Raw genomic sequence first — 14,924 nt, forward strand, 5'->3', positions numbered from 1 at the left:
GAGCGGGCCGCGCGCTGGAAATTGTCCGCCGATCCGGCGCTGGCGCCGGGCGAATGCCGCGTGCGCGGCGTCGAATTCGAGGCGGACGCCGGCTGCCAGCAGCGGCTGGAGCATTGCGTGGCCAGCCTGCGCGAGCAGCTCATGGCGGAAGAGGGCTAAGCGATGCTGCGCCAGGCGCTGAGCCAGCTATCCGTGCCGGAAACGCCGGTCGCCACCGTTAGCGGCAAGCTGGTGGGGGTGAATGGCCTGCTGCTGGAAAGCGTGGGCTGCCCGCTGCATACCGGCCAGCGCTGCCTGGTGGAAACCGCCGGCGGCGGCTGGTTGCAGGCGCAGGTGGTGGGCTTCCGCCGCGAAGTCTCCTTCCTGATGCCGTTCAAGAAGCCGGTGGGGCTGACCACCGGCGCGCGCGTATTGCCGGCGCCGGACAGCAGCGGCCTGATGATAGGCGATGGTTGGCTGGGCCGCATCGTCAATGGCCTTGGCGAACCGCTGGACGACAAGGGCCGCCTGGGCGGCGACGCGCCGCTGGCCGCCCATCCGCCGCAGATCAATCCCTTGAAGAAAAAGCCGGTGGATAGGCCGCTGGATGTCGGCGTGCGCGCCATCAATGGCCTGCTGACCATGGGACGCGGCCAGCGCGTCGGCCTGTTCGCCGGCTCCGGCGTGGGCAAGAGCGTGCTCTTGGGCATGATCACCCGCCATACCGAGGCCGAGGTTGTCGTCGTGGGCCTGATCGGCGAACGCGGCCGCGAGGTGCGCGAGTTTGTCGAGCATGCGCTGGGGCCGGCAGGGATGGCCAAGGCGGTGCTGGTGGTGGCCCCGGCCGATGAATCCCCGTTGATGCGGCTGAAGGCGACCGAGCTGACCCACACCATCGCCGCGCACTTCCGCGACCGCGGCCGCAACGTGCTGTTGCTGGTGGATTCGCTGACCCGCTATGCCATGGCGCAACGCGAAGTGGCGCTGGCGCTGGGCGAGCCGCCGGCCACGCGCGGCTATCCGCCATCGGTGTTCGGCCTGCTGCCCAGCCTGGCCGAGAGCGCCGGCAACGGCGAAGGCGGCGAGGGCAGCATGAGCGCCATCTATACCGTGCTGGCGGAGGGCGACGACCAGCAAGATCCGGTGGTGGACACCGCGCGCGCGATTCTGGACGGCCACATCGTGCTGAGCCGGGAGCTGGCCGAGCGCGGCCACTACCCGGCCATCGATGTTTCGCGTTCGGTCAGCCGTTGCATGAGCCAGCTGGTCGATGAAGAACACGCCGCCGCCGCGCGCGACGTGCGCGCGGCCTGGAGCCGCTACCAGGAAGTGCGCGGCCTGCTGCCGCTGGGCGCGTATGTGCCCGGCGCGGACGCCGCCACCGACCGCGCCTTGCGGCTGCAGCCGCGCATCGAGGCGCTGCTGCGTCAAAGCGCGGATGACGCCGCGCCGTTTGCCGATACGCGCCATCAACTGCAGGAGCTTGCCCGCGCATGAATCCGCCGATCCGCCAATTGGACCTGTTGCTGACGCTGCGCCGCCGCGATGGCGAAAAGCTGGAGACCGAGCTGGCCGCCAAGCGCCGGCTGCAGGAGCGCTATCGACGCAATATCGAACGTCTGGAGCAACTGAACACAGCCAGCGGCGCCACTGCCGCCGCCGGGCATCCGGCGCTGGCGATGAACTGCGCCGGCTACAAAAGCCATCTGGCCGGGCTGAAGCAGACACAGCAGCAGGATTTGCGGCTGGCGGAGGCCGATGCCGAAGTCAGCCGCGGGCGGCTGGAAGCGGCGCGCCGGCGCGAGGAGCAGGTGCGGCAATTGCGCGAAGCGCTTGCGCTGGACTGGCGGCATCAGATGCAGCGGGCCGAGCAGAAACGGACGGATGAAACCGCTGGCCAAGCCTGGCGGAGAGGGCGCGGCGCATGGTGAATATTCACGGCATTTCAGTCTGGGCCCGCGGCGGTCGCCACTTCAATGGTGCAGACCATTGATTAGCGGACGAAAGGGATAGCGATGGCGATTGACTTCAACGCGATGCCGCCCAGCACCTGGGCGGACAATCTGGCCAAAAACAGCCTAGGCAATTTGCAGAACGCGCTGGACAGCCAGAACAAGGCTTCCAAGGCGCGCAGCGACGCGCTGAACCAGCTGCAGAAGGCGCTGCAGGATTACAAGAGCAGCCTCACTACGCTGAGCGGCAAGAAGAGTCTGATGGCCATGAGCGCCAGCGCCACGCCGGACGGCGCGGCCACGGTCAGCGCCAAGGGCAATGCCCAGGCTGGCAATTACAGCGTGTTTGTCGAGCAGCTGGCCAGCGCTCAGCAACTGCTGATGGGCGATTTGGCCGGCGCGGCCGCGAAAGCGGGAGATAAGCTCACGATCAAGCTGGCCGGCGGCGACAGCTTTACCGTGCCGCTGGACGGCGCGGACAAGGATGGCGACGGCAAGCTCACGCCGAGCGAATTGGCGCTGGCGATCAACCGGGCCGACGGCAATGCCGGCAAGGTCAACGCCATGGTGCTGAACAGCAACGGCAGCAGCCAGTTGGTGCTGTCTGCCGGCAAGAGCGGCGAAAAGAACGCGATTTCGCTGGACCTGGGCCAAGTGAACGATGCGGGTCTGAAAGCCGGACTGTCTTCGCCCAAGGAGCTGAGCAAGGCCCAGGACGCGGTGGCCTGGCTGGGCGGCAAGACTGCAGGGGTGCGCTTGCAGCAGGGCTCGAACACTTTCGACAACATCGAGGGCGTCAGCTTCACAGTCAACAAGCTGAGCAAGGACGGCGATCCGCCGCTGCAACTGGCCATCAGCCGCAGCGACAGCGACACCACGGCCAATGTGCAGTCCTTCGTCGATGCGTACAACAAGATCTACAAGGCGATAGCCGATCTGTCGCAGCCGGGTTCCAACGGCAAGCCGGGCGCGGCCTTTGCCGACGACTCCAGCGTGCGCGCGCTGAAGGGCCAGCTCAACGCCATCCTGCGCCAGTCTTACGACGGCGTCACTTTGGGCCAGCTGGGCATCAGCGCCAGCCGCGACGGCACGCTGACGCTGGACAGCAAGAAGCTGGGAGACGCGCTGAAGGCTGCGCCGGACGCGCTGGATCGCTACTTCAACGCGACGGGCCAGAACGGCGCGCTGAAGCAGAGCAGCGATTATCTGGACAAGTGGCTGAATTACAGCAACGGCCTGATCAAGCAGCGGCGCGACAGCGGCGACCGCGAGCAGAAAGACCTGGGCCGCCGCCAGGACGCGCTGCAGCAGCAATACCAACAGTTGTACCAGCGCTATCTGGCCCAGTTCACCCAATTGCAGAACATGCAGGACCAGATGAAGCAGACGCTGGGCATGCTCAATTTCAACTGATTTGAAGAAGACGGGATCGAGATCGTGGATTACGAAGCCTACCGCAACTATCACGCGGTGAATCTGGAGTCGCAGACCCACGCCGCCAGCCAGGTGGAACTGGTGCTGGTTCTGTTCGACGGCCTGCTGGAGGAGATCGCGCGCGCGCGCGGCCATCTGCAACAGCGCCGCTACGAGCAGAAGGGCGAGAGCATCAGCAAGTGCATCAACATCCTGAATGGCCTGTCCAGCGCGCTGGATTTCGAATCCGGCGGCGAGGTGGTGGCCAATCTGGCGCGCTTGTACGACTACTGCGCGCATCGCCTGTACCAGGCCAGCGTGGAGCTGGACATCGCCGCGCTGGACGAGGCGGAGCAGCTGCTGGCCACTTTGAAGGGCGGCTGGATAGGCGTGCGGGACCAGCATGACGCGGCCTGAGGTGGCGCGTTGCTGCCAAGCCATCGCCGATGCCGGCGCGCGCCGCGACTGGGCGGCGCTGGCGGCGCTGGATCTGCGCGTGCGCGCCAGGCTGGAGGCGCCGGATTGCGATCTGGATGGCGAAGAGAAATCGGCCTTGGCTGCCGCTTATCGCGGCGCGTTGGCGAGCAGCCGCGCGGAGTTGGACGCGTTGCAGAACCGGCTGGCAGGCATGGGCCGTCACCGCGAAGGCCAACTGGCCTACGCGCAATTCAGTGAATGGGAGCAAGCATGAGCAGAGTGGCGCCGCCGATTCAGATGACGCAGCCTCCGCTTGGCGACGACGCCGTCGCGCCGGCATTGGGCGATGGATTGCCGGACGATGACGCGCCGGCCAATGATTTTGCCTCTGCGATGCAGGCGGCAGATCAAGCGGACATGCCGAATGCCGCGCCGCCGAGCGCGGCGGTGGCATCCGGCGGCGCGCAGGCCGTGGTGACCGGTCTGGCGCCAGGCGCGGCGGCTGCGCCGCGGCACGAGCGGCGGCTGCCGGAGGAGGCCGGCGATGATCGGGAGCGGATCGATCCGGTCGCGCAGGCTCCCGCCATGCAGCCGTCCCCGCTATGGCAGGCGCTGCTGCCGCAAAACCAGCCTGCGCAGACTCAAACAAGATCGGCCACGGCAGAGACGGCCGCCGCGCCGGTGCAGGATGCGGCCTCAACGCAGCGGGCTTTGTCCATGCCCGTCGCGCAGATCAAGGCTTTGGCCGAACAAGCGGCCGAACTGGCGCCGTCAAGCGAGCTGCCAATGCCGGCGCTGAATGCAGCCGCCTTGCCCTTGCCGACCGCTCATGCCGTTGAGGCCGGCAAAGCGGCGGAGGGTTTCAGCCTGGCCTTGCCGGCCGCGCAGCCGGAAAGCTGGAGCGGCAAGCTGCAGGCGGCGCTGGGCGAACGGCTGCAGGTCTTGTCCAGCCAGAACATGGACCGCGCCACCATCCGTTTGGACCCGCCGTCGCTGGGCACGCTGGAGATCGCCATCCGCCACCAGGCAGGGACGTTGATGGTGGAGTTGACCGCCTCGCACAGCGAGGTGGTGCGCCAGCTGCAAAACATAGGCGACGCGCTGCGCCAGGACTTGGGCGCTCGCCAGTACACCCAAGTGGCGGTGGACGTGAAGGAGGGTATGCCGTCCGGCCATGGCCAGGGAGGGCGTCACGGCCGAGAGCCGCAGCGGGAGGAACCCGGCCGCGCATTGGCGCAGGACGGCTGGACTCAGGCCGATGGCTTCTCGTTGGACTAGGGGCTGTTGACGCTTGGTGAGTGGATCGCGTTTGAGCTACGCCAAACCCGCAGGGCCGGGCGCCTTTCGCGCCGACTCTTCGTTGTTCCGCGCTGGCAGAGAATAACTATGCGGCGCGCGAAACGCCTCGATTCGGCGCGAAATGCGCTCCGGCGCGACCGCCCACCAAGCGTCAACAGCCCCTAGGGCTGAAGCAATTTTAAAGAGGTGATGGATAGATGAATGGCAAAACCCTGATCGCCGCGGCGCTGACGGCCTTGCTGGCGGCTGGCGCGGTGGCCGGCGGCTGGTGGTATGTCCAGCAGGGCAACCATGCCGCGCCGCAGGCGCCCAAGCCGGTCGATTACCGCTTTATCACGCTGGACAAGAACATCGTGATGCTGAAGAGCGAAGCCGGCGGCGATCCGCGCTATATGGCGGTGGACTTGGTGTTTCGCAGCACGCCGGATGACGAGGCCAAGGTGAAGGAGCAACTGCCGCTGTTGAAGAGCGTCGCGGTGCGCGCCTTGTCGCAACTGAGCCGCGAACGCGCCAACGCCTTGGGCATAGACGACTACCAGCGCCTGCTGGACAAGGCCTATCGCGCCGCCTTCGCCCGCGAGCGGATGGCGCTGCCATTCAGCGAGGTCATGGTCAGCAAGCTGATCATCGAGTAAGCGCGATGTACGCCGAAAGCTATGCCTCCCCTTGCCAGGCTGCCGACGAGGCCAGGCACTTGGCCACGTATGCGCCGCTGGTCAAGCGCGCGGCGCGCCAGTTGGCCAGCCAGGCCGGCGGCGTGTTCGACCGCGAAGACATGGAGCAAATCGGCCTGATGGCCTTGCTGGATTGCTTGCGCCGTTATGGCGGCGAGCCGGACGAGCGTTTTGCCGGCTTCGCCATGCTGCGCATTCGCGGCGCCATTCTGGATGAATTGCGGCGGCTGGATTGGCGTCCGCGCGCGGTGCGGCAGGAGGCGCACCGGGTGCGCGACGGGCTGCGCGAACTGAGGCGCAAGCTGAGGCGGGAACCGTCCGAAGCCGAGGCGATGTCGCTGCTGGGGCTGGACGCCGAGGCCTACCGCGACGCGCTGCTGGCGGAAAACGCCGAGGCGATGGCGAGCTTCGACGAGATGGTGGCTGCCGGCGTGGAGCTGGCGGGCGAGGGCTCGCCGGAGGCCAGGCTGGAGCGGCAGAGCGAGCTGGCGCGCGCGCTGACCGCGCTGAACGAGCGCGAGCAGCAGGTGATCCAGCTGTATTACGAGTTTGAACTGAGTCTCAAGGAGATTGCGGCGGTGCTGGAGCTGACTGAGGCCCGCATCTGCCAGATCAACAAGAGCGCCCTGAAAAAGATGCAGGCCTGCCTGATGGCCGCCTGAAGCAAGGAAACACCCCATGCAGCAATTGTTTGGCATTCTGATCGTGCTGGTTTGCGTATTCGGCGGCTTCATGCTGCACGGCGGCGCGTTGTCCATCATTTGGCAGCCGACCGAGCTGTTGATCATCTGCGGCGCGGCGTTGGGCGCCGTGGTGCTGGGCAACCCGCCGCATGTGCTGAAGGAAATGGGCGGCCAGATCAAGCGGGTGGTGATGCGTAAAAAACAGGGCGCGGAATTCCAGCGCCAGCAGTTGCTGTTGATGTACGAGCTGTTGATCACCGCCAGCCGCGGCTTGAAGGCGCTGGATCAGCATGTGGAAGCCCCGCGGCAGAGCGCCTTGTTCAACCGCTATCCGTTGGTGCTGGAAAGCCCCAAGCTGCTGGCCTTCATTGTCGACAACTTCCGGCTGATGGCGATGGGCAAGATCAACGCTCATGAGCTGGAAGGCGTGCTGGACCAAGAGCTGGACGCCATCCACGAGCAGTTGAACCAACCATCGAAGTCGCTGCACAAGATCGCCGAGGCGATGCCGGGCTTCGGCATTCTGGCCGCGGTGCTGGGCATCGTGATGGCGATGAATACCGTGGCCCAAGGCGCCAGCGCCGGCGAGATCGCCGCCAGCGTCGCTGCGGCTATGGTGGGCACCTTCATCGGCATTTTCTTTTGTTATGGCGTGCTGGACCCGCTGTCCAACGTGATGGGGCAGCTGGTCAAGGAGGAACTGTCCAATTTCGAATCGGTGAAAGTGGTGCTGACCACCCACGCCTCCGGCAAGCCGCCGTTGCTGGCCATCGACGCCGGCCGCCGCCTGGTGCAGTTGAACACCAAGCCCAGCTTCTCGCAGCTGGAAACATGGATCAATACGCTGGAAGGGCTGGCTTAAACCATGGCGGGCCTGAAGAACAAGGATGGCCAGGACGGCGCGGTGATCAAGCGCGTGGCGCGCCGCCACGCCGAAGACGCGCACGGCGGCGCCTGGAAAGTGGCGTTTGCCGACTTCGTGTTGGCGCTGATGTGCTTGTTTCTGGTGCTGTGGGTGCTGGCCGCGCGCGATCAGGAAAACCTGCAGCAGCTGCTCACCACTTCCGGCGGCAGCCCTTTGCTGCAGGGCAACGGCCGGCAGATAGACCATATGGGCAATCCGCCCGGCACGCTGATTCCGCGCGACCCGATTCCCGGCCACAACGGCAGCCAGGCGGCCAGCAAGTCCATGGTCCGCGACAGCGACAAGCAGGCGGTGAATGATGAGCCGGAGCGGGAGCGGCGCAGCTACGACAGCGAGGCCGATCTGCGCAAGCTGGCGGCGGAGTTGTCCGAAATGAGCCGCAAGGCGGGGCTGGAGAGCAATCTGCAAACGGTGATCACGCCATATGGTCTGCGCGTGACGCTGCATGACACCGACAAGCAGGGCATGTTCGAGCGCGGCAGCGCGATTGTGGAGCCGCGTTTCCGATCCTTGCTGCAGCAGATCGGCGCCATGCTGGGCGAGATCGACAACCGCCTCTTGCTGGTGGGGCATACCGACGCGGCGCAATACCACAGCGCGGGCGGCTTCAACACCCTGTCCAACTGGTCCTTGTCCAGCAACCGGGCCATGGCGGCGCGCATGCACATGCAGCAGGGCGGGTTGGCCGGCGAATCCGTGCTGCAAGTGGTCGGCATGGCTGATCGCGCGCCGCTGGACAGCGCGCATCCGCTGGCGGCGGTGAATCGCCGCATCGAGCTGTTGATTTTGACTTCCGGCCAGGCGCAGGCGGTGGTGTCGATGTTCGGCGCGGCGGCGAAAGGCTCAGCCGGCATCCCGGGCGTGGCGTCCGCGCTGCCCAGCGCGTCAGAATTGAGCAATCTCAAGCGGGATACCGTCGGAATACGTTAATTTTCTGTTAATATTGTGTGTCCAGAAAAATCCTTGTGTTGCAAGGATTTTTTTTTGTGAGAATTTCACACAAATTTTAATCAAATTATTTACAATATCCCGATAGTTGATAAGAATAACGGCTCGCGAATCATATTCAATAATATAAAAGGTCAATCAATGACTTTGACATTCAGTGATGGGTGTCAGTGAGTCGGGGACGTGTTACCGAGATGAAACAAGAACAAGCAATACAGATGTTGCGGCAGACGCCGCTGTTTGGCCATTTGGCTGAAGAGCAGCTGGATAGGGTCCTGGAGGAGGGCGAGACGATCCGCCTGGCCAAAGGGGAGGCGTTGTACTCGGAAGGCGATGCTTCCGACGAGGTTTACCTGCTGTTCGCCGGCTGCATGCAGGCCTATGTGGCGGAGCCGAACGGCAAGAAGTATGTGCTGCAGATCAGCATGCCGGGCGACATGCTGGGCATGGAGTCGTTTGTCGACGGCGGCATGCGCAACAGCAGCGTGGTGGCCGACGAGGACAGCATGCTGCTGCGCTTCTCCCGCAGCATGCTGTGCCAGTTGTTCGACAGCGAGGATGGCTTGCCGGGCTGCCATATGGTGCGCGGCAGCATCATGCGCTACCTGGTTTCCCTGGTGCGCCACATGACCATGCTGGCGCGCAACCTGGCCTTGCTCGATGTGTATGGCCGCGTCCGCATCTTGATCAATCAGATGCTGGTGGAGCAAGACGGCGTGCTGATCCTGCGCAAGCAACTGACGCAGCAGGAAATCGCCGATCAGATCGGCTCCTCGCGCGAGATGGTGGCGCGCATCCTGAAAGAGCTCGTCTATGGGCACTATATCCGCATGGAGAACCGACGCATCGTGGTGTTGAAGATGTTGCCGGAAAACTTCTGACGCGACCCGGCCGCGCCGCCAATGAGGCGGCCGGCCTTTTTGCCCTCCTGGCTTAAGTTCGGCGCGCTGGCGTCGCCTTGTATCGGTATCACACCGTATACGGATAGCAGGCATTCTGATGCAGATCTCACCTCATTCCTCCTGGCGCGGCGAACAGGCCGCAAACCTCAAGACCGAAAACCGCCCGGCAGCGGAAGCCGTGCCGCGCGCGCCGGCGGCGCAGGACTCGTCCGCCTCGCTGGCCGCCGATCTGCGCGCCATGCCGGAAATCGACCAGGCCAAGGTGGATGCGGTGCGCGCCGCGCTGGCGCGCGGCGAGGTGCGCTTCGATCCGCAGCGGTTGGCCGGCTTGATCGAGCAATATCACGGCGGACGTTGATGGATAGAAAGCAGGTTTATCGCGAGTTGTTCACGACCATAGCAGCGGATCTGGCCGACTATCCGCTGCTATTGGAGAGTCTGGAGGCGCAGTTTCAGGCCGCGCTGGCGCATGATGCAGCAGGCTTGGAGGCGTGCGCCAGCCGGATTTCCGAGCTGTGCGACAGGCTGGAGCGTAGCCGCCACGCCCGTCAGGCATGGGTGCGGGATTTGCTGCCTGCCGGCGCCGAATTGTCGATGAGCGCGCTCTTGGATGCTTTGCCGCCAAATCTGCGCGAGCAGGGCGCGGCGCGTTGGCGGCGGCTGTGCGAACTGGCTGCCGCGTGTCGGGAGCGCAATCTGCGCAACGGCCAATTGTTGCAGCAGCGGCAGGCCCTGTTGCGACGGGTGCTGGAGGGGGAGTCCGATGTTTACGCAGCGCAGTGAGCGAGCGGCCGGTTTTGACTCGCCCTTGGCCGAGTCCGTCGCCTTGCCGCTGGACTTGCCGGGCGGCGGCGCAGGATTCGCCGAGCAGTTTTCTGGTTTGCGCCGCGAGGTGGAACGTTTCATCGCCAATGGCGAGCCGGGTGCGGCTGCGCAATTGACGCCGGAAGCCTGGCGCTTGAAGCAGCAATTGCAGGCTGCGGGTCAGGCGGATGCGGCTGCGATTTCGCCTGACAGGCAGGCTTTTCTTGATGAGATGAGGCCGTATGCGCAGACGGCTGCGGCGAAGCTGGGCGTCACGCCGGATATCGTGCTGGCGCAGGCGGCGCTGGAGTCGGGCTGGGGGCGCAAGCCGTTGACGTTGGCGAATGGCGGCAATAGCCATAATCTGTTTGGCATCAAGGCCGACTCGCGCTGGCGCGGCGGCGTCGCGGCGGCGCTGACCACGGAATTCGCGGACGGGCAAAAACAATCCCGGGTGGAGTCGTTCCGGGCTTATCCCGATTACCAAGCCGCTTTTGACGACTACGCCAGGTTGTTGGCGAGCAAGCCTCGCTATCGCGCGGCGTTGGGCGTTGGCGGCGATGCGCAGGCGTTCGCCCAGGGTTTGGCGAGCGGCGGCTATGCCAGCGATCCGGGCTACGCCGGCAAACTGGCCGACCTGGTTGGGCAGCTGCGGCGAACGGCGCGCTGATGCGGGGCGGCAGGGTAGGCAAAATCGGCGTCAAAGCACGCCGATTTTTGTTTTGAGCTTTTTAGGGGAAATAAAAAGAAAAAAGCCGAAATCTCAAGATTTCGGCTTTTTAACTGGTGGAGGTAAGCGGGATCGAACCGCTGACCTCTTGCATGCCATGCAAGCGCTCTCCCAGCTGAGCTATACCCCCAGTATTCGCTGGCGTCCCCACGGGGATTCGAACCCCGGTTATCGCCGTGAAAGGGCGGTGTCCTAGGCCTCTAGACGATGGGGACTTACGTCCTAATTGTATTGTGGTGGAGGTAAGCGGGATCGAACCGCTGACCTCTTGCATGCCATGCAAGCGCTCTCCCAGCTGAGCTATACCCCCACATGAAACTATGGCGTCCCCACGGGGATTCGAACCCCGGTTATCGCCGTGAAAGGGCGGTGTCCTAGGCCTCTAGACGATGGGGACTAAATTTTGGTGGAGGTAAGCGGGATCGAACCGCTGACCTCTTGCATGCCATGCAAGCGCTCTCCCAGCTGAGCTATACCCCCACATAATCTGTCGATTTCGCTTTCGCTTTTGACCGGTGGGTCTCGACAGGAGGCGAACTATACCCGGACCAATTTGGGCGTGCAAGCGTTTTGTGAAAATATTTCGAAAATATGCAGAAATTACCCATTTTGCCTGGCGAATGAAGTGCGGCACGCGACACGAGGAGGCATTTTGGGTATTTATATTTCAATAAAGAATATAAAACTAAAATAATATTACTTAGTATTCTAACATTGCCGCTGTTAAGGTGTCGCCATGGCCGGCCCATGATGCCGGAAGACACTAAGCAACGATGGAGATTCGACAATGAAAAAACTGAATGCCGCACTGATTCTTGGTCTGTCTTTGGCCGTCGCTGTTGCGCACGCTGACGATCTGGCCGATATCCGCAAGGCTGGCGTGTTGAAGATAGGCACAGAAGGCACGTATGCCCCGTTTACTTATCACAATGCCTCCGGCGAACTGACCGGTTTTGATGTCGAAATCGGCCAGGCCATCGCCAAGCGTCTGGGCGTCAAGCCGCAATTCGTCGAGGGCAAGTGGGATGGCTTGATCGCCGGCCTGGACGTCAAGCGCTACGACGTCGTGATCAACGAGGTGGCCGTCACCGATGCGCGCAAGGCCAAATACGACTTCTCCGAGCCGTACATCGTGTCCAAGGCGGTGTTGATCGTGCGCGACGACAATCGCGACATCAAGCGCTTTGAAGACTTGAAGGGCCGCAAGTCCGCCAATACCCTGACCAGCAATTTCGGCAAGCTGGCGCAGCGCTATGGCGCGGAGGTGGTGCCGACTCAGGGCTTCAATGAATCCGTCGCGCTGCTGGAGTCCGGCCGCGTGGAAACCACCATCAACGACAGCCTGTCCTTCCTCGATTTCAAGAAGAAGCAGCCCAAGTCACGCCTGAAAGTAGCCGCTACCGAGGCGAATGGCGACGCGTCCGCCGTGCTGTTGCGCAAGGGCAATCCGGAATTGAAGGCCGCCATCGACAAGGCGCTGGCGTCGATCAAGGCTGACGGCACGTATCAGAAGATTTCGCATAAATACTTCGGCGCCGACGTGTCGCGCTGATTGAGGAGGAGCGATGCCTTCGTGGTTGCAGTTGATGGCGGATTCGCTGCCGTCGCTTATTTATGCCGGGCTGGTGTTCACCGTGCCGCTGACCTTGCTGTCTTTTGTCGGCGGCTTGGCCTTGGGCCTGGTGGTGGCCTTGATCCGGCTGTTTGGCCCGCGCCCGTTGGTGCTGTTGGTGCGCGCTTATTCCTGGCTGGTGCGCGGCACGCCTTTGCTGGTGCAGCTGTTCGTGATCTTCTACGGCTTGCCGCGCATCGGCATCGTGTTTGATCCGTTTCCAGCGGCGCTGCTCGGCTTCGTGCTCAGCGTCGGCGCGTATACCTCGGAAGTGATACGCGCGGCCATCGCCTCGGTGCCGAAGGCGCAGTGGGAGGCGGCGTATTCGCTGGGCATGAGCTGGTCGCAGGCGATGCGCCGCACCATCCTGCCGCAGGCGAGCCGGGTGGCGGTGCCGCCGCTGGCCAACTCCTTTATCTCGCTGGTAAAGGATACCTCGCTGGCGGCCGTATTGACGGTGCCGGAGATGTTCCAGGCGGCGCAGCGGATTGCCGCCACCACTTACGAGCCGCTGTTGCTGTATCTTGAGGCGGCTTTTCTGTACCTGATGCTGAGCACGGTGTTGACCTGGCTGCAGGAGCGTCTGGAAAAACGTTTTGACCGCCATGTGGCGCCCGTGGGAGCGGCGGCATGATCAAGCTGAACGATATTGTCAAATCCTTTGATGGCCACCGGGTGCTGGACGGGGTGAGCCTGACCCTGCCCGAGGGCGGCGTCACCGCGCTGATCGGCCCGTCCGGCAGCGGCAAGAGCACGCTGCTGCGCTGCGTCAACCTGCTGGAGGTGCCGGATGCCGGCAGCCTGGAACTGGCCGGCGATGCCTTGAGCTTTACGCCGGGTCGCAAGCTGTCACGCGAGGCGGTGCTGCGGATGCGGCGGGCGACCGGCATGGTGTTCCAGAGCTTCCAGCTGTTTCCGCATCAGACGGCGCTGCAGAATGTGATGGAAGGCCTGCTGACCGTGCAGCGCTGGCCGCGCCAGCAGGCGGAACAGCGCGCGCGCGAACTGTTGGACAAGGTGGGCATGGCGCACAAGGCCGACGCCTGGCCGTCCACCCTGTCCGGCGGCCAGCAGCAGCGGGTGGCCATTGCCCGCGCCTTGGCGCCGTCGCCGCGGCTGTTGTTGTGCGACGAGCCGACATCGGCGCTGGACCCGGAGCTGGCGGCGGAAGTGGTGGCGGTGCTGCGCCAGCTGGCGGCCGAGGGCGTCACCATGCTGATGGCGACGCACGATCTGCGCCTGGCGGCCAGTGTGGCGCGCGATGTTGTGTTCTTGGAGCATGGCCGCGTCGTCGAGGCGGGCAGCGCGTCCCAGATATTCGGCGCGCCGCGCCAGCCGCGCACGGCCGAATATGTCTCCACGCTGACTGCTGGGGCGAGGGATTTGGTGCAGATTTGAGCGCAAGGGGCCGCTGTCGGCGGCTTCCTGGCGCCGGGATGCAAAAAAGCCTGCTTGCGCAGGCTTTTTTGTTTGGTGAAGCAGTCGAGTGGTGGAGGTAAGCGGGATCGAACCGCTGACCTCTTGCATGCCATGCAAGCGCTCTCCCAGCTGAGCTATACCCCCGTTGGATGTCGCTGCGTTCACAGTGCTGGGCATTCTATGCGTCTCTTGGCGACTTGTAAATACCCTGCCGTCACAAAAGTGAAAAATGCCAGCGCAAGCTGATTTGGCATGTTTCGGCGGGATCGAGCATGGCATTGTCAGCGCGCGGGACGCTGTCACGCTGGCTCGGTTATAATCCGCAGCCGGAATCGGTTTGAGAGGCGGCAATGTCGGTTGGCCATTACGAGAATTTCCCGGTGGGTTCCATCCTGCTGCCGCGAAAGATGCGGCGGGCGGTGCACGCCATCTATCATTTCGCCCGCTACGCCGACGACGTGGCGGACGAAGGCGATGCCGACTCAGCGACGCGGCTGGCCGAGCTGGACAGGCTGGAAGCCGATCTGGACCGCATCGCCGTCGGCGAGCCGCCGCGGATCGCGCTGATGGCGCCGCTGGCGGTGGCCATCGCCGAGCATGCCTTGCCGCTGCAACCGTTCCGCAACCTGCTGTCGGCTTTCCGGCAGGATGTGGGCAAGACGCGTTACCAGAGCTTTGGCGAATTGGTGGACTATTGCCGCCGATCTGCCAATCCGGTGGGGCGGTTGATGCTGGCGCTGTACGGCGAAACCGATCCGCGCAGCCTGGCGCAGTCCGATGGCATTTGCACCGCGCTGCAACTGATCAACTTTTGGCAGGATGTGGCGATCGATTGGCAAAAGAACCGGGTCTATCTGCCGCAGGAAGATCTGGCGCGCTTTGGTGTGACGGAGGCGCAGATCGCAGCCGGCCTTTGCGACGCCAAATGGCGCGCGCTGATGCTGTATCAGGTGGAGCGGGCGCGCAAGATGCTGCAGGCCGGCGCGCCGCTGGGGCGGACCCTGCGCGGCCGGCTGGGGCTGGAGTTGCGGCTGATCGTGATGGGCGGCGAGCGCATCCTGCAAAAGCTGCACGCCAGCGAAGGCGACGTGTTCCGCCAGCGGCCGAAGCTGAAGGGCCGCGATTGGGCATACATGATATGGCGGGCGTGCCGGGGCAAATGAGCCG

General features: G+C 64.0%; 19 protein-coding genes and 6 tRNA genes. 19 read left to right on the forward strand and 6 right to left on the reverse strand.

Annotation, left to right across the window (positions count from 1 at the left end; genetic code table 11):
• The 15 genes from JHD59_RS15095 to flgJ form a co-directional block, all read left to right on the forward strand.
• On the forward strand, positions 1-159 hold a 159-nt coding region (locus JHD59_RS15095; RefSeq protein ID WP_255521405.1), incomplete at its 5' end, for a FliH/SctL family protein.
• Between the two features lie 3 nt (positions 160-162).
• Positions 163-1,476 carry a flagellar protein export ATPase FliI gene (gene fliI, locus JHD59_RS15100; protein ID WP_199154836.1) on the forward strand — a complete coding sequence of 438 codons (1,314 nt, stop codon included), beginning with the start codon at positions 163-165 and terminating at the stop codon, positions 1,474-1,476.
• Positions 1,473-1,910 (forward strand): flagellar export protein FliJ, encoded by a 438-nt coding sequence (gene fliJ, locus JHD59_RS15105; RefSeq protein ID WP_199154837.1) that lies wholly within the window; start codon positions 1,473-1,475, stop codon positions 1,908-1,910. The genes fliI and fliJ overlap by 4 nt, the downstream gene beginning before the upstream one ends.
• 84 nt (positions 1,911-1,994) lie before the next feature.
• Positions 1,995-3,344 (forward strand): flagellar filament capping protein FliD, encoded by a 1,350-nt coding sequence (fliD, locus tag JHD59_RS15110; RefSeq protein WP_199154838.1) that lies wholly within the window; start codon positions 1,995-1,997, stop codon positions 3,342-3,344.
• Positions 3,345-3,368: 24 nt separating this feature from the next.
• Positions 3,369-3,761 carry a flagellar export chaperone FliS gene (gene fliS / locus JHD59_RS15115; RefSeq protein WP_103317770.1) on the forward strand — a complete coding sequence of 131 codons (393 nt, stop codon included), beginning with the start codon at positions 3,369-3,371 and terminating at the stop codon, positions 3,759-3,761.
• A complete protein-coding gene (locus JHD59_RS15120; protein WP_199154839.1) occupies positions 3,748-4,035 on the forward strand; it encodes a hypothetical protein in 288 nt (95 codons plus the stop codon). Before fliS ends, JHD59_RS15120 begins: the two co-directional genes overlap by 14 nt.
• Positions 4,032-5,039 carry a flagellar hook-length control protein FliK gene (locus JHD59_RS15125; protein ID WP_233164235.1) on the forward strand — a complete coding sequence of 336 codons (1,008 nt, stop codon included), beginning with the start codon at positions 4,032-4,034 and terminating at the stop codon, positions 5,037-5,039. Before JHD59_RS15120 ends, JHD59_RS15125 begins: the two co-directional genes overlap by 4 nt.
• A 218-nt stretch (positions 5,040-5,257) precedes the next feature.
• The gene (locus tag JHD59_RS15130; RefSeq protein ID WP_103317763.1) at positions 5,258-5,695 is read left to right on the forward strand and encodes a flagellar basal body-associated protein FliL; all 438 of its coding nucleotides are present in this window, start codon (positions 5,258-5,260) and stop codon (positions 5,693-5,695) included.
• Positions 5,696-5,700: 5 nt separating this feature from the next.
• Complete coding sequence (locus tag JHD59_RS15135) at positions 5,701-6,396, forward strand: FliA/WhiG family RNA polymerase sigma factor (protein ID WP_103317761.1); 696 nt, start codon at positions 5,701-5,703, stop codon at positions 6,394-6,396.
• A 16-nt stretch (positions 6,397-6,412) separates the two neighbouring features.
• A complete protein-coding gene (motA, locus tag JHD59_RS15140; protein ID WP_103317759.1) occupies positions 6,413-7,279 on the forward strand; it encodes a flagellar motor stator protein MotA in 867 nt (288 codons plus the stop codon).
• Between the two features lie 3 nt (positions 7,280-7,282).
• Positions 7,283-8,272, forward strand: coding sequence for a flagellar motor protein MotB (locus JHD59_RS15145; RefSeq protein WP_199154841.1), 990 nt, complete (start codon positions 7,283-7,285; stop codon positions 8,270-8,272).
• A 212-nt stretch (positions 8,273-8,484) separates the two neighbouring features.
• Positions 8,485-9,171, forward strand: a complete 687-nt coding sequence (locus JHD59_RS15150; protein WP_103317756.1) for a Crp/Fnr family transcriptional regulator — start codon at positions 8,485-8,487, stop codon at positions 9,169-9,171.
• Positions 9,172-9,289: 118 nt separating this feature from the next.
• Positions 9,290-9,550, forward strand: coding sequence for a flagellar biosynthesis anti-sigma factor FlgM (gene flgM, locus JHD59_RS15155; RefSeq protein WP_199154842.1), 261 nt, complete (start codon positions 9,290-9,292; stop codon positions 9,548-9,550).
• A complete protein-coding gene (flgN, locus tag JHD59_RS15160; RefSeq protein WP_103317752.1) occupies positions 9,550-9,975 on the forward strand; it encodes a flagellar export chaperone FlgN in 426 nt (141 codons plus the stop codon). The genes flgM and flgN overlap by 1 nt, the downstream gene beginning before the upstream one ends.
• On the forward strand, positions 9,956-10,666 hold the full coding sequence (gene flgJ, locus JHD59_RS15165; protein WP_233164237.1) for a flagellar assembly peptidoglycan hydrolase FlgJ: 711 nt from the start codon (positions 9,956-9,958) through the stop codon (positions 10,664-10,666). The genes flgN and flgJ overlap by 20 nt, the downstream gene beginning before the upstream one ends.
• Positions 10,667-10,780: 114 nt before the next feature.
• Here the strand turns inward: flgJ and JHD59_RS15170 are convergent.
• The 5 genes from JHD59_RS15170 to JHD59_RS15190 form a co-directional block, all read right to left on the reverse strand.
• Positions 10,781-10,856, reverse strand: a tRNA-Ala gene (locus JHD59_RS15170).
• 9 nt (positions 10,857-10,865) lie between these two features.
• Positions 10,866-10,941, reverse strand: a tRNA-Glu gene (locus JHD59_RS15175).
• 19 nt (positions 10,942-10,960) lie between these two features.
• Positions 10,961-11,036 (reverse strand) — tRNA-Ala (locus JHD59_RS15180).
• Positions 11,037-11,047: 11 nt separating this feature from the next.
• Positions 11,048-11,123 (reverse strand) — tRNA-Glu (locus tag JHD59_RS15185).
• A 7-nt stretch (positions 11,124-11,130) separates the two neighbouring features.
• Positions 11,131-11,206: transfer RNA gene (locus JHD59_RS15190), tRNA-Ala, on the reverse strand.
• Positions 11,207-11,513: 307 nt separating this feature from the next.
• Between JHD59_RS15190 and JHD59_RS15195 the strand changes: the two genes are divergently transcribed.
• The 3 genes from JHD59_RS15195 to JHD59_RS15205 are packed head-to-tail and all read left to right on the forward strand — an operon-like array spanning position 11,514 to position 13,736.
• The gene (locus tag JHD59_RS15195) at positions 11,514-12,278 is read left to right on the forward strand and encodes an amino acid ABC transporter substrate-binding protein (protein ID WP_199154843.1); all 765 of its coding nucleotides are present in this window, start codon (positions 11,514-11,516) and stop codon (positions 12,276-12,278) included.
• A gap of 13 nt (positions 12,279-12,291) precedes the next feature.
• Positions 12,292-12,972, forward strand: coding sequence for an amino acid ABC transporter permease (locus JHD59_RS15200; protein WP_199154844.1), 681 nt, complete (start codon positions 12,292-12,294; stop codon positions 12,970-12,972).
• Positions 12,969-13,736, forward strand: a complete 768-nt coding sequence (locus tag JHD59_RS15205) for an amino acid ABC transporter ATP-binding protein (protein WP_199154845.1) — start codon at positions 12,969-12,971, stop codon at positions 13,734-13,736. The genes JHD59_RS15200 and JHD59_RS15205 overlap by 4 nt, the downstream gene beginning before the upstream one ends.
• A gap of 89 nt (positions 13,737-13,825) precedes the next feature.
• Here JHD59_RS15205 and JHD59_RS15210 read toward each other — a convergent pair.
• Positions 13,826-13,901: transfer RNA gene (locus JHD59_RS15210), tRNA-Ala, on the reverse strand.
• Positions 13,902-14,107: 206 nt separating this feature from the next.
• Here JHD59_RS15210 and hpnC point away from each other — a divergent pair.
• Positions 14,108-14,920: a squalene synthase HpnC gene (gene hpnC / locus JHD59_RS15215; RefSeq protein WP_199154846.1), complete on the forward strand. Its 813-nt coding sequence runs from the start codon at positions 14,108-14,110 to the stop codon at positions 14,918-14,920.
• Positions 14,921-14,924: the final 4 nt, after the last annotated feature.

It is taken from the genome of Chromobacterium sp. ASV23, assembly GCF_016428945.1.
GTDB classification, from domain to species: domain Bacteria; phylum Pseudomonadota; class Gammaproteobacteria; order Burkholderiales; family Chromobacteriaceae; genus Chromobacterium; species Chromobacterium sinusclupearum.

Excerpts from the sequence above, each read along its gene's own strand:
- fliI (WP_199154836.1), top strand. The coding sequence starts at position 163 with ATGCTGCGCCAGGCGCTGAGCCAGCTATCCGTGCCGGAAACGCCGGTC.
- fliJ (WP_199154837.1), top strand. The coding sequence starts at position 1,473 with ATGAATCCGCCGATCCGCCAATTGGACCTGTTGCTGACGCTGCGCCGC.
- fliD (WP_199154838.1), top strand. The coding sequence starts at position 1,995 with ATGGCGATTGACTTCAACGCGATGCCGCCCAGCACCTGGGCGGACAAT.
- JHD59_RS15120 (WP_199154839.1), top strand. The coding sequence starts at position 3,748 with ATGACGCGGCCTGAGGTGGCGCGTTGCTGCCAAGCCATCGCCGATGCC.
- JHD59_RS15125 (WP_233164235.1), top strand. The coding sequence starts at position 4,032 with ATGAGCAGAGTGGCGCCGCCGATTCAGATGACGCAGCCTCCGCTTGGC.
- JHD59_RS15130 (WP_103317763.1), top strand. The coding sequence starts at position 5,258 with ATGAATGGCAAAACCCTGATCGCCGCGGCGCTGACGGCCTTGCTGGCG.
- JHD59_RS15135 (WP_103317761.1), top strand. The coding sequence starts at position 5,701 with ATGTACGCCGAAAGCTATGCCTCCCCTTGCCAGGCTGCCGACGAGGCC.
- motA (WP_103317759.1), top strand. The coding sequence starts at position 6,413 with ATGCAGCAATTGTTTGGCATTCTGATCGTGCTGGTTTGCGTATTCGGC.
- JHD59_RS15145 (WP_199154841.1), top strand. The coding sequence starts at position 7,283 with ATGGCGGGCCTGAAGAACAAGGATGGCCAGGACGGCGCGGTGATCAAG.
- JHD59_RS15150 (WP_103317756.1), top strand. The coding sequence starts at position 8,485 with ATGAAACAAGAACAAGCAATACAGATGTTGCGGCAGACGCCGCTGTTT.
- flgM (WP_199154842.1), top strand. The coding sequence starts at position 9,290 with ATGCAGATCTCACCTCATTCCTCCTGGCGCGGCGAACAGGCCGCAAAC.
- flgN (WP_103317752.1), top strand. The coding sequence starts at position 9,550 with ATGGATAGAAAGCAGGTTTATCGCGAGTTGTTCACGACCATAGCAGCG.
- flgJ (WP_233164237.1), top strand. The coding sequence starts at position 9,956 with ATGTTTACGCAGCGCAGTGAGCGAGCGGCCGGTTTTGACTCGCCCTTG.
- JHD59_RS15195 (WP_199154843.1), top strand. The coding sequence starts at position 11,514 with ATGAAAAAACTGAATGCCGCACTGATTCTTGGTCTGTCTTTGGCCGTC.
- JHD59_RS15200 (WP_199154844.1), top strand. The coding sequence starts at position 12,292 with ATGCCTTCGTGGTTGCAGTTGATGGCGGATTCGCTGCCGTCGCTTATT.
- JHD59_RS15205 (WP_199154845.1), top strand. The coding sequence starts at position 12,969 with ATGATCAAGCTGAACGATATTGTCAAATCCTTTGATGGCCACCGGGTG.
- hpnC (WP_199154846.1), top strand. The coding sequence starts at position 14,108 with ATGTCGGTTGGCCATTACGAGAATTTCCCGGTGGGTTCCATCCTGCTG.